This window comes from Gemella sp. oral taxon 928, assembly GCF_001553915.1.
Lineage (GTDB): Bacteria > Bacillota > Bacilli > Staphylococcales > Gemellaceae > Gemella > Gemella massiliensis.
Genome location: NZ_CP014233.1, coordinates 905,362 through 918,606 on the forward strand (window position 1 = coordinate 905,362; position 13,245 = coordinate 918,606).

Here is a 13,245-nt window from a genome sequence, read left to right on the forward strand (position 1 = left end):
TTTCTGAATTAATTATTTGTTTTCTATTGTAAATTTTTTTAAAAAAAGACTAATGAAACCAAAATAAATATGTGCTATAATTATGGATACATTATTATTAAAAATTACGTTATTTGGAAAATATTAAATATTCTATAAGTCATGATTAGAAAGTTCAATTTTCAAATAACTTAGTTTAAAATGATCTTTTTCATAACTAAAATATTAAAGAAATGATTAAAGTATCATTATTGAAAGGAATTATATGAATTTTGCAAAACGTTTGAGTTGGTTTTTTAAATTAGAAAAGAAAAGATATATAATCGGAATATTATCTCTGGGATTTGTCAGTATTTTTAATTTAATTCCTCCTAAAGTAATTGGAAATGTAGTAGATTCAATAGGAGAAAAAACGTTAACGTCTAATAAATTAATTGTAAATTTAATTTATTTAATCGCTTCCGCCTTTATTATGTATGGATTAAGATATGTATGGAGAATATGTATTTTTGGTGCTGCTAATAATCTTGCGAGAATTTTACGCTTTAGATTATTTCAGCATTTTACAAAAATGTCACCATCATTTTATCAAAAATATCGTACGGGGGATTTAATGGCTCATGCAACAAACGATGTAAATGCTGTATCTATGGCGAGTGGTGTGGGTGTTATGTCTGCCGTTGATGCAAGCATAACAGCACTTGTTACATTGTTTTCAATGTTTTTTATGTTAAATGCTAAATTAACACTAATAGCGATTATTCCACTCCCGTTTTTAGCGTATTTCACAGGAAAACTGGCAACAAAAAGTCATAGAAGTTTTAAGGATTCACAGGAAGCATTTTCAGACTTAAATAATAAAGTGCAAGAGAGTGTATCCGGTGTTAGGGTAACAAAATCTTTCGGTTATCAAAAAAGTGAGAGTGCATCTTTTAATGAAATAAATGATATGGTATTTAATAAAAATGTTACAGCAGCCAGATATAGTGCTTTGTTCAGTCCAATGGTTTTGATATTTATTGGTTTTTCTTATATGCTAACTTTAGTATTTGGTGGAATTTTTATTCATCGTGGTAATTTAACCGTTGGAGAATTGATAACATTTATAACATATTTAGATATGCTTATTTGGCCGCTTCAAGCAATCGGTTATTTATTTTATATAGCGGAACGAGGAGAAGTTTCTTATTCACGTATAGAAAATTTACTTGCTGAGCAAAGTGATGTCGTAGAAACAGAGGATGTATGTTATAAACCGCAGGGTATAAGATTAGAATATAATATAGAAAGTTTTTCTTATTCAGATAAACAGGTGTTATCTAATATTAAATTTACTTTAAATAAAGGACAAACACTTGGTATTGTCGGTGTAACGGGTTCAGGGAAGACGACTTTACTAAAATTACTGCTAAGGGAGCATGATATAAAAAAGGGTGAGATTAAGATAGATGGTATCAATATAAAAAAGTATAAACTGAGTGTTTTACGAAGCCTAATGGGTTATGTTCCTCAAGAACAGATGCTTTTTGCCATGAGTATTAAAGAAAATATTCGTTTTGCGGATAATAATTTTACGGATAAACAAGTAGAAAATGTCGCAAAGTTATGTGGGGTATATGAAGATATAGTAAATATGACTGACGGTTTTGATACAATTATTGGAGAAAAAGGGATTTCACTTTCCGGTGGACAAAAGCAACGTTTAGCAATGAGCAGGGCTTTAATAATGAATCCTGAGATTTTGATATTAGATGATTCATTATCAGCGGTTGATGCTAAAACAGAAAATATAATTTTAAATAATTTGAAAGAAGAACGAAAAGGAAAGACGACGATAATTACAGCTCATCGTTTATCAGCGGTGGTTCATGCTGATTTAATACTGGTTATGAATGAAGGTGAAATTATTGAGCGTGGTACACATGAAGAACTATTAAGTAAAGACGGTTGGTATAAAGAAACGTACAATAACCAGCAACTAGAGGAAAAGCTGAAAGGAGAGTACCTATAATGAAAACAAAATCAGTATTTTTCAGATTGCTTGGTTATATGCTAAGATATAAAGTTTTAACATTAATAGCATTATTTTTTATATTATCTACAACATTGATAACAACGGCAATTCCGCTGATTGCTAGATATTACATAGACAATTACATAACAAAAACTTTAGCCGGAGCAGGGATTTATCTTCTAATAGTTTACTATGGATTATTTTTACTTCGTGTTATCGCTTCTTTTACTGGTGAATATTTCTTTGCAAAGGTGGCTCAAAGTGTTGTAAGAGACTTAAGAAATGAAAGTTTTGAACATCTTCAAAAACTTGGAATGGCTTATTTTGATAAAACACCAGTTGGGGCTGTAGTATCAAGAGTAACGAATGATACTCAAGCTGTAGCTGATATGTTCGGGACCATTTTTTCTAATTTTTTAAATTCAATATTAATGTTTACTGTGACAATTACCACTATGTTGGCATTAAGTGTTCGACTTACTCTTTTAATGATTATATTTATTCCGATAATGTTAGGGTCAATATATTTTTATCAAAGAATATCCGGTAGATTAGTAGCAATTACAAGGGAAAAGTTAAGTTCTTTAAATAGCAGATTGTCTGAAAGCATAGAAGGAATGAGAATAGTTCAGGTTTTTAATCAGGAAAAAAGATTACTATCCGAATTTGAAGAAATTAATAGAGAACATTTATATTATACAGACAAATGGTTAGTGGTGGATACTTTGTTTCTGCGCCCGGCAATGGCACTTTTTAAAGTGTTGGCTTATGCGGTAATTTTATCTTATTTCGGTTTCACATGGCAAAATTCAATTTTTAGCGCAGGGTTGATTTATGCTTTTATACAATATACTAATCAGTTGTTTAATCCTTTAATAGAACTTATGCAAAATTTTTCTATTCTTCAAGCGTCAATTATTTCAGCTAAACGTGTATTTGAATTAATTGACAATAAAGATTTTGAACCCAAACAACAAGATAAAGATTATAAAATAAAATACGGAAACATCGAATTTAAAAACGTAAGTTTTTCTTATGATGGTAAGAAAGATGTTCTTAAAAATATTTCATTTAAAGTTAATAAAGGGGAAACAATTGCTTTTGTAGGTTCAACAGGTTCAGGAAAGTCATCGATAATAAATTTATTTTTACGTTTTTATGAATTTAATTGTGGAGAAATACTCATTGATGGACAAAATATAAAAGAATATTCAATGAGTGAATTGCGAAAAAACATTGGTTTAGTGTTGCAAGAACCTTTTTTATATCACGGAACAATAGAGAGTAATATAAAGATGTATCAAGATAATTTAACAATTACTGATGTGAAAGAAGCGGCTAAATTTGTAGATGCCGACGAATTTATAGAAAAACTTCCTGACAAGTATCAAAATAAAGTAGCGGAACGTGGCTCAACTTTTTCCAGCGGGGAACGTCAATTACTTGCTTTTGCAAGAACAGTTGCTCTTAAACCTAAAATTTTAATATTAGATGAAGCAACAGCTAATATTGATTCGGAAACAGAAGAAACAATTCAACAATCACTTGCAAAAATGAGAAAAGGTCGTACTACTATAGCAATAGCACATAGATTATCAACTATTCAAGATGCAAATTGTATCTATGTACTTGATAAAGGTATAATTATTGAATCCGGTACTCATAAGCAACTGTTGGAAAAACAAGGAATATATTATAAAATGTATCAACTGCAAGCGGGTATGATGAAATAAAAAGAAAGTTTATAATTATAGATGAAATATGGTGTTTAAAAGAAATATTATTATTTAGTAAATAAATTTTTATACTTACTATTATAGTAACGTGTTGATAATAGTTATAAAATTTGATATAATGTTACACAGCGTAGATGATTTAATATGATTGGAATATATGGACTTATAGATTATACTATGTTATAATTTATTAGATATGGAAAATTTCTAAAAGGAGGAGTGCAATTAATGGTAAGATTTCTAAAAAATGTAGTTTCTGAAATGAAAAAAGTTAGTTGGCCGACGTTAAATGAACTTGTTAGAAAAACATTGATAGTTATAGTTGTAGTTGGGATATTGATGATGTTCAGCTACATAGTTGATTTAGGGATAACGGCTGGAATTAGACATTTTAGCAGATAAGAGAGGTTGTTATGAGCGATACAGTAACAAAAGAATGGTATGTTATTCATACGTATTCAGGATATGAAAATAAAGTAAAAGACAATATAGAAAAACGTGTAGAATCTTTAAATATGGAAGACAAAATTTTTAGAATAGTTGTTCCGGAAGAAAAAGAAATTATTGTTACACCGACTGGGAAGAGAAAAGAAGTTAATAGAAAAACTTTTCCGGGATATGTCCTTGTAGAACTTGTAATGACAGATGATTCTTGGTTTGTTGTAAGAAATACTCCGGGGGTAACAGGTTTTGTCGGCTCACATGGTGGGGGAACTAAACCAAGCCCGTTATTGCCGGAAGAAATTAACTTTATTTTACAACAAATGGGATTATCTAGTGTAGTAGATGTAGATATAGAAATTGGAGATCACGTTCGTGTTATTTCCGGACCATTTGTAGATATGGAAGGAAAAGTAGTTCATTTGGATTTATCTAACTACAAGGTTGATGTTATGATTGAACTTATGGGAAGAGAAACTAAAGTTGAATTAGAACTTTATAATGTGGAAAAATTCTAGGAAAGGAAAAGCTATCTTTTGATAGTCGCTAATAGAGTGAAAAAAATAGCAATTATGATGGACTCTACGGCATATCTTCCGGAAGAAATAAAAAAAGAATTGGATATCCGTACAATTTTTCTTAATATAATTATAGATGGAACTCCTTATAAAGAAATTGTGGATATGCCTGTGGAAAAATATAATGAGTATTTGAAAAATCCTAATAACACATTTCCTACTACCTCACAACCTGCGATAGGAGAAGTGGTAGCCTGTTTGGAGAAATTAAAAAAAGAGGGATATACAGATGTCATTTCGATAGCCTTGTCAAGCGGTATTAGTGGAACATTTTCTTCTTATTCAGTGGCAGGATTAATGGTTGATGGCATTAACGTTTATCCATTCGATTCAGAGATATCATGTTTACCGGAAGGGTATTACGCAATAAAAGCAGCTAAATTAATAAAAGAGGGTAAAAAACCTAAAGAAATAATTACTGCACTAAATGATATGAAAAAAATTTCTAAGGCATATTTTATGGTTGATGATTTATCACATCTTCAACGTGGTGGTCGCCTGAATGGAGCGCAAGCTTTGGTAGGAAACTTGTTACAAGTAAAACCCATTTTACATTTTGAAAATAAGGTGATAGTTCCATTCCAAAAAATTCGTACTTATAAAAAAGGAGTTTCCAGAATATTAGAACTTTTTGATGAATTCTATGAAGAGAATAAAGGAGAGAATATTCGAGTATGTATTCTTCATATTGATTCTCCAAATAACGCAATAGAAATAAGGGATTATATTAAAGATAATTATGTTGGTGTAGAAACGGAAATAGGTGAAATTAGTCCTGTTATTTCTACACATTTAGGAATTGGCTCGATTGCTTTAGGATGGACAATATTATAATAAAAGGAGTATTATCATGGTACAAACAATGATTCATACTTGTTACAGAGTAGCTGATTTGGAAAAATCAATAAAATTTTATGTAGAAGCATTTGATTTTAAAAAGAGTAGAGTAAGAGATTTTCCGGAATATAAGTTTACATTAGTATATCTAACTTTGCCTAATTCCAATTATGAGTTGGAATTGACATATAATTATGATCATGGTTCATATGATTTAGGTAATGGGTATGGGCATATTGCCATATCTGTTGATAATTTGGAAAAATTACATGCAAAACATGTTGAAGCCGGGTATGATGTTACTGATTTAAAAGGATTACCGGGGTTTCCTCCGAGTTATTATTTTATAAAAGATCCGGACGGATATAAAATTGAAGTCATACGTGCAGAATAATATATAAAAATTTGATTTTTGTATGTTATTATGTTACAATTATACTTGTATTGAAATAAATTACCGAAAGGGTGGTGAATTTTGAAAGTTCTCCGCTCTTTTATATTGGATAAAAATTATATATTTATATACAAAATATTATTTATTGCTGATTTTATAGTAGTATGGCAACCTTAAGAATTCTCTTTAATTCTTAGGTTTATGAGTGCCTTTAGCACGAATAAATCTTAGAAGTAAAGTATGCAACAGGAACTTGAATTTCAAGGAATGTAGTGACGATGAAATTCTTAGTTCCCACTGCTAACGTATGCAGTGGATTTCTTAAGGTTCACCTGAGCTTATAATCTCAGGTGAAGCCAGTATTCCACCACTAAGAACAGCAACGAACCTAATAGCAATGTTTGTAAGTAATGGTAAAATGCTAAAAGCATTTTACTTGGAGAATTTTATGCGTCAATTCTTTATTTATGAGTGCTATCTGCACATCATAAATATTAGAAGTGACGTATGCAAAGACACTAGTATCATCAAAGCCATAGGCGTAGATGATACACGTTAGTGTCAACTGCTGACCCGTGGCAGTAGCTACTAGCTAATCTTTTACTCACTTTGTTCGTAAAGATTAGAGTGGCCTTGCATACCTTACTTCTACGAATTAACCTAAGTTAGTTGTAGGCGTCCATACCACTGCTAACCATTGCTGGAATATTTGTAAAATAATATATATTTATTTCAACAGTATATTATATAGTGAAAAAATTGTTAAATGAAGATTGAGAGGTGGTTATTATGAGTATTGTCGAAAAGGTAAAAGTAATTTCCGAACAACAAACTAAAGATACGGAATATTCTCTTTATGATGTTGAATATGTTAAGGAAGGTAATGAGTATTTCTTACGTGTTTACTTTGATAAAGATGGTGGACTTACACTTGATGATTGTGTAGTATTGAGTGAACGGCTTGCGCTTGAATTAGATAAGGAAGATTTTATTAGTGATAAATATTATTTGGAAGTATCTTCTCCCGGCATAGAGAGAGATTTACGTAATTTAGTGGAAGTGGCTGATTCCGTAGGAAAACATGTTTATATTAAAACTTACGAAAAAATTGATAATCAAAAAGAGTTTTATGGTGATATATTGGAAGTCGTTGATAATGAAATAGCGATTGAGTATAAGGATAAGGCTCGTGTAAAAAGAACAAAGATTAATTATGAAAAAATTGCTAAAATTAGATTAGCTGTTAAATTTTAATAAAAAAAGGAGAATAAAAAAATGAGCAAGGATTTGCTTAAAGCTATAAAATTAATTGAACAAGAAAAAGGAATTTCTGAAGATATATTAGTGGAGGCTATTGAATTAGCGTTATTATCAGCATATAAGAAAAATTTTAATGCAGCAAAAAATGTTAGAGTGGATTTTAACAGAACAACTGGTGACTATAAATTTATTATAAGAAAAGATGTTGTTGAAGAAGTATATGATGATAGAATTGAATTTTCATTAGAAGATGCTTTAAAAATAAATCCAGCTTACGAAGTAGGGGATATTTATGAAGAAGAAGATTTTCCTAATGATTTTGGCAGAGTGGGTGCACAAGCAGCAAAACAGGCACTATTACAAAGATTACGAGAGGCTGAAAAAGAAATTTTATACAAAGAATATAGTGAATATGAAGGAGAAATATTATCGGGAACAGTCGATAGAATTGATACACGTTATGTTTATGTGAAACTCGGAAAAATTGAAGCTATTTTAGGAGAGAATGAAAGAGTAAAAGGTGAAATTTATGTTCCGCAATCACCAATTAAAGTATATATCGCCAAGGTAGATAATCCAACACGTGGAAGTAAACCTCATGTACTAGCATCACGTTCGCATCCGGAATTTATTCGTCGTCTATTTGAACAAGAGGTACCGGAAATTTACAGCGGTGTTGTAGAAATTAAAAGTATCTCACGTGAAGCAGGAGATAGAACAAAAATCGCTGTTTATACAGAAGATAAGAACATAGATCCGGTAGGATCATGTGTCGGAAATAAGGGTGAACGTGTAAAAATAATAGTTGATGAATTAAATGGTGAGAAAATTGATATTATAACTTGGGATTCGGATCCTATTAAATTTATCACTAATGCTTTAGCTCCGGCTAATGTTGAGGAAATTATTATTGATGAAGAGGAAAAAATTGCTAATGTTAAAGTAAATGAAGATCAATTATCTTTAGCTATCGGCAAAAAAGGGCAGAATGTCCGTTTAGCTGCAAAATTAACAGGATGGAAAATTGATATAAAAGCAGTTGAATAATTGAGGTGGTACTATGAAAAAGAGAAAAATTCCAACAAGAAGATGTATTTTAACAAATGAAATGTTCCCTAAAAAAGAGTTATTAAGAATAGTAAAAAATAAAGAAGGGGAAATTTCCGTTGATCCAACAGGTAAAAAAGCCGGACGTGGTGCATATGTTGTATCAGATTTAGAAGTAATCGAAAATGCACAAGAAAAAAAACAATTAGAAAAATTTTTCAGTGCAACCTCGGAAGAAATGGAACCAATATATAAGGAAGTTATTAGATTAATATATAGAAAGTCAATACCAAAAAAATAATGAACAAAGTATTTAATTTATTAGGTTTAATGCAACGTGCAGGAAAACTTATTACCGGAGAAGATTTAATAGTAAAGAATCTTAAAAATAAAAAAATAAAATTGTTAGTTATTGCCAAAGACTGTGGGGCAAACACTAAAAAGAAATTAGAAGATAAATCAAATTTTTATAAAGTAGAAAACGTAACTTTTTTCACAGTGGAACAAATTAGTGCTGCTATCGGTCGTGATAATAGAGTAGCTGTAGGAATAATAGATGACGGATTTATAAAAAAGTTTAAACAATTATTGGAAGAAGGAGGACGACAGTAATGAAAAAAGTCAGAGTATATGAATATGCCAAAGAAATCGGAAAACAATCAAAAGAATTAATAAATATACTAAAAGAGGCTAATATCGAAGTATCTAACCATATGTCAATGTTAACACAAGAGGGGTTAGAGAAATTAGACAGTATTTTTAAAAAGAAAATAGATACTAAAAAACAGAATAAAAAAGAAAACAAGCCTCAAAAGAAAAATAACAAACAAAAAATATTAACCAGCAAGTAGAACAAGAAGGTAAAAAAAGTAAAAAGAAAAAAAATAAAAATAAAAAAGAACGTATAAAAAAATCTCAAAAACAACAGCCGGCTATTATAGAAGTACCGACAGAAGAAACAATTTCTGAAGATACAATCTTAGTTAAAGATGGGATGACAGTTGGAGAATTATCAACAATATTAAATATCAATTCAACCGAACTAATTAAAAAATTATTTATGGAACTTAAAATAATGGCAAATATTAATCAATCATTAACGTTGGAACAAATCGAATTAATTGCCATTGATTACGGTAAAGAAATTCAAGAAGAAGTAGAAATTAATAAAGAAGATTTAGATTTATACTTTGAGGCGGAAGATGAAGAAAAAGATTTAAAAGAGCGTGCACCGATCGTTACAATTATGGGGCATGTCGATCATGGTAAAACCACATTACTGGATACTATTAGAAATACTCATGTAACAGCAGGAGAAGCCGGCGGTATTACTCAACATATTGGAGCCTATCAAGTTCGAGCAAAAAATAAAAAGATTACGTTTTTAGATACACCGGGACATGCAGCCTTTACAACTATGCGTGCAAGAGGAGCAAAAATTACAGATGTAACTATTTTGGTAGTAGCCGCTGATGACGGTGTTATGCCTCAAACCATTGAAGCAATTAATCACGCAAAGGCAGCTGATGTACCTATTATTGTGGCTGTTAATAAAATGGATAAACCGCAGGCTAATCCCGATCGTGTAATGAATGAATTAGTTGAATATGGTTTAATTCCGGAAGATTGGGGTGGAGATACTATCTTTGTGCCTATTTCTGCACTAAAAGGTGACGGCATTGATGAATTGTTAGAAAATATTTTATTAGTAACAGAAATGCAAGAACTAAAAGCAAATCCAAACCGTCTTGCACTAGGTACGGTAATTGAAGCAAAATTAGATAAAGGACGTGGTGCAGTAGCTACGTTATTAGTTCAAAACGGAAGTCTAAACGTTGGTGATCCGTTGGTTGTCGGTAATACTTTTGGTCGTGTTCGTGCTATGATTAATGATCGTAATAAAAATATTCAAACAGCAAAACCGTCTACACCGGTAGAGATTACAGGACTTCAAGATGTCCCGAATGCCGGAGATAGATTTGTTGTATTCGGTGATGAAAAAACTGCTCGTCATATTGGTGAAATTCGTCAACAACAATATATTGAAACAACACGTCAAGCAAATTCTGCTGTATCATTAGATACCTTATTTGAACAAATGAAACAAGGTGAAATGAAAGATCTTAATATTATTATTAAAGCGGATGTGCAAGGTTCTGTGGAAGCTTTGGCCATGTCACTTGCAAAAATTGATGTAGAGGGTGTTAATGTACGTATTATTCACACAGGTGTGGGAGCAATTAACGAATCTGATATTACATTAGCAATAGCTTCTAAAGCTGTAGTAATTGGATTTAATGTACGCCCTGATAATAATGCTAAACAAATGGCACAAACTGAACAAGTTGATATTCGTCTACACAGTATTATTTACAAAGTGATTGAAGAAATTGAATCTGCTATGACCGGTCTTTTAGATCCGGAGTTTGTAGAAAAAGTAATTGGTCTTGCCGAAGTAAGACAAGTGTACAAAGTATCGAAAGTTGGTACTATTGCGGGTGCTTACGTGACAGAAGGAAAAGTATCACGTGATGGGAAAGTACGTGTTATTCGTGATAGTGTAGTTATTTATGAGGGAGAAATCGATACATTAAGACGTTTTAAAGATGATGTTAAAGAGGTTCAAAGTAGCTATGAATGCGGTATGACTGTAGAGAACTTCAATGATATTAAAGAAGGAGATGTCTTTGAAGTATATATAATGGAAGAAGTAAAAAAATAGGAGGTAATAGTATATGTCAGAAGTAAGGGTCAACAGACTTGCCGAGCAAATCAAAAAAGAAATTACTTATGTATTGACCACAAAAGTAAAAAATCATAACTTAGGATTTGTAACTGTAACAGAAGTTGTTTTGACAGGAGATTACTCTCAAGCTAAAGTTTATTACACTGTATTAGGTGGAGAAAAAGAGAAAGAAAAAACAAAAAATTCTCTTGCAAAAATTAAAGGTTTTGTAAAAAGTGAAGTAGCAAAAAAAATAAAAATAAGAAAATTTCCAGAATTTATTTTTGAATACGATACAACAAGTGAGTATGCACTCCACATTGAAAATTTAATTGCAAGTGTTAGTAAAAAAGAAGAAAATAAATAATAAAATTGATAAGCTCATCAATGATTGTGGTGAGCTTGTCAATTATTAACAAAGGAGAGAAGAATGTTACAAGTAACAAATTTAAGTTTACGTTTTGCAGATAGAAAACTGTTTGAAGATGTTAATATTAAATTTACAAATGGTAATTGTTATGGTCTTATTGGAGCTAACGGAGCGGGCAAGACAACATTTTTAAAATTACTTTCGGGAGAGCTTGATTCTCAGCAAGGGCATGTATCATTAGGAAAAGGAGAACGCCTTGCGGTATTACGTCAAAATCACTTTGCCTATGAGGAAAATCAAGTTATCGATGTTGTAATGATGGGGCATGAGAAATTATGGAGTGTTTTGAATCGAAAAAACGAAATCTACATGAAAGATCCGTTTACTGAAGAAGACGGTATTATTGCTGCAGAACTTGAAGGAGAATTTGCGGAGATGGACGGTTGGAATGCTGAAAGTGATGCTGCTCAATTATTAGAAGGTCTTGGAATTGGTGTTGAATATCATCATGTGTTTATGGGAGAATTAGATAATGCGATTAAGGTAAAAGTATTATTGGCACAGGCATTATTTGGTAATCCGGATGTATTGTTACTTGATGAGCCGACCAACGGTCTTGATATCAGTGCTATAAAATGGTTGGAAGAATTTCTAATTAATTTTGAAAATACGGTTATCGTAGTCAGTCATGATAGACATTTCCTAAATAATATCTGTACTCATATCTGTGATTTAGATTTTGGTAAAATTCAACTATATGTTGGTAATTATGACTTTTGGTATCATTCAAGTCAATTAGCACGTCGTATGGCAGAAGATTCTAATAAGAAAAAAGAAGAGCAAATTAAGGAACTTCAGGATTTTATCGCCCGTTTTTCTGCAAATGCTTCAAAATCAAAACAAGCAACCAGCAGAAAAAAAATGTTGGAAAAAATTACACTTGAGGATATTAAGCCAAGTAGTCGACGTTATCCATTCGTTCGCTTTACACCGGATAGAGAAATTGGTAATGATTTATTAATTGTTGATGGTGTTAGTAAAACAATTGACGGTAAAAAAATATTAAACAATATTAGTTTTGTAGCAAATCCAAACGATAAAGTTATTTTATTAGGTGATGAAATGGCAAAAACTACGCTGTTAAAAATTTTAGCCGGTGAACTAGAACCGGATAGCGGGACTGTAAAATGGGGTATTACAACATCACGTAGTTATATGCCAAAGGATAATACAGAATATTTTGAGGGATTAAAACTTTCGTTAGTTGAGTGGTTACGACAATATGCTTCACCGGAAGAAGAATCAGAGGCTTACTTACGTTCATTTTTAGGAAGAATGTTGTTCTCGGGTGAAGAAGCATTGAAAAAAGCTCATGTGTTATCAGGTGGAGAGAAAATGCGATGTATGTTATCTAAAATGATGTTATCAAAAGCTAATGTTATTTTACTTGATGAACCAACCAACCATCTCGATTTGGAATCAATTACAGCTGTTAATGAAGGAATTATACAGTTTAAAGGTTCTGTATTTTTTACATCACATGATTATGAGTTTATTCAAACAATTGCCAATAGAGTAATAGAGTTGACACCGGATGGGGTCATTAATAAAGAGATGGATTATGAAAACTACTTAAGATTTAAAGGTATAATAGAATAAAAATTTGTATTAAATGAAAACTATTAATAATTAATGTAAATATTTTGTTTATAAAATCACTGCAATTACTTGAAACTTTAATAAATAGATGGTAAAATATCTATATTAGAGCGAGTTGATGATGGTGAAAGATCAATAATTTTAAAATGGCATTAATATAATTTAATACTAAAAATGAGTTGAGTTTTTACTAATCAGGGTGGAA

Annotated in this window: 12 protein-coding genes and 1 pseudogene; all 13 read left to right on the forward strand. The window is 31.1% G+C overall.

All coding sequences use genetic code 11. From position 1 onward, the window contains the following. Positions 1-244 precede the first annotated feature (244 nt). The 13 genes and pseudogenes from AXE85_RS04100 (at position 245) to AXE85_RS04165 (ending at position 13,040) form a co-directional block, all read left to right on the forward strand. Positions 245-1,990, forward strand: a complete 1,746-nt coding sequence (locus AXE85_RS04100; RefSeq protein ID WP_062173290.1) for an ABC transporter ATP-binding protein — start codon at positions 245-247, stop codon at positions 1,988-1,990. Further along, positions 1,990-3,726, forward strand: a complete 1,737-nt coding sequence (locus AXE85_RS04105; RefSeq protein WP_062173292.1) for an ABC transporter ATP-binding protein — start codon at positions 1,990-1,992, stop codon at positions 3,724-3,726. The genes AXE85_RS04100 and AXE85_RS04105 overlap by 1 nt, the downstream gene beginning before the upstream one ends. Positions 3,727-3,957: 231 nt before the next feature. Next, positions 3,958-4,131 carry a preprotein translocase subunit SecE gene (gene secE, locus AXE85_RS04110; protein WP_021752586.1) on the forward strand — a complete coding sequence of 58 codons (174 nt, stop codon included), beginning with the start codon at positions 3,958-3,960 and terminating at the stop codon, positions 4,129-4,131. An 11-nt stretch (positions 4,132-4,142) separates the two neighbouring features. Continuing rightward, entirely contained in the window at positions 4,143-4,688 is a 546-nt protein-coding gene (nusG, locus tag AXE85_RS04115; protein WP_021752585.1) for a transcription termination/antitermination protein NusG, read from the forward strand. A gap of 54 nt (positions 4,689-4,742) precedes the next feature. Further along, positions 4,743-5,582: a DegV family protein gene (locus AXE85_RS04120; protein ID WP_062174718.1), complete on the forward strand. Its 840-nt coding sequence runs from the start codon at positions 4,743-4,745 to the stop codon at positions 5,580-5,582. 16 nt (positions 5,583-5,598) lie between these two features. Then, positions 5,599-5,979: a lactoylglutathione lyase gene (gloA, locus tag AXE85_RS04125; RefSeq protein WP_062173294.1), complete on the forward strand. Its 381-nt coding sequence runs from the start codon at positions 5,599-5,601 to the stop codon at positions 5,977-5,979. 789 nt (positions 5,980-6,768) lie between these two features. Then, a complete protein-coding gene (rimP, locus tag AXE85_RS04130) occupies positions 6,769-7,233 on the forward strand; it encodes a ribosome maturation factor RimP (protein ID WP_062173296.1) in 465 nt (154 codons plus the stop codon). Positions 7,234-7,254: 21 nt separating this feature from the next. Next, complete coding sequence (nusA, locus tag AXE85_RS04135; RefSeq protein ID WP_062173298.1) at positions 7,255-8,286, forward strand: transcription termination factor NusA; 1,032 nt, start codon at positions 7,255-7,257, stop codon at positions 8,284-8,286. 13 nt (positions 8,287-8,299) lie between these two features. Then, on the forward strand, positions 8,300-8,587 hold the full coding sequence (rnpM, locus tag AXE85_RS04140) for an RNase P modulator RnpM (protein ID WP_062173300.1): 288 nt from the start codon (positions 8,300-8,302) through the stop codon (positions 8,585-8,587). Continuing rightward, on the forward strand, positions 8,587-8,898 hold the full coding sequence (locus AXE85_RS04145) for a L7Ae/L30e/S12e/Gadd45 family ribosomal protein (protein WP_062173302.1): 312 nt from the start codon (positions 8,587-8,589) through the stop codon (positions 8,896-8,898). The genes rnpM and AXE85_RS04145 overlap by 1 nt, the downstream gene beginning before the upstream one ends. Continuing rightward, positions 8,898-11,008: pseudogene (infB, locus tag AXE85_RS04155) on the forward strand (translation initiation factor IF-2). The gene AXE85_RS04145 and the pseudogene infB overlap by 1 nt, the downstream one beginning before the upstream one ends. 13 nt (positions 11,009-11,021) lie before the next feature. Further along, positions 11,022-11,378 (forward strand): 30S ribosome-binding factor RbfA, encoded by a 357-nt coding sequence (gene rbfA / locus AXE85_RS04160; RefSeq protein WP_062173308.1) that lies wholly within the window; start codon positions 11,022-11,024, stop codon positions 11,376-11,378. 63 nt (positions 11,379-11,441) lie between these two features. Then, positions 11,442-13,040 carry an ABC-F family ATP-binding cassette domain-containing protein gene (locus tag AXE85_RS04165; RefSeq protein ID WP_062173310.1) on the forward strand — a complete coding sequence of 533 codons (1,599 nt, stop codon included), beginning with the start codon at positions 11,442-11,444 and terminating at the stop codon, positions 13,038-13,040. Positions 13,041-13,245: the final 205 nt, after the last annotated feature.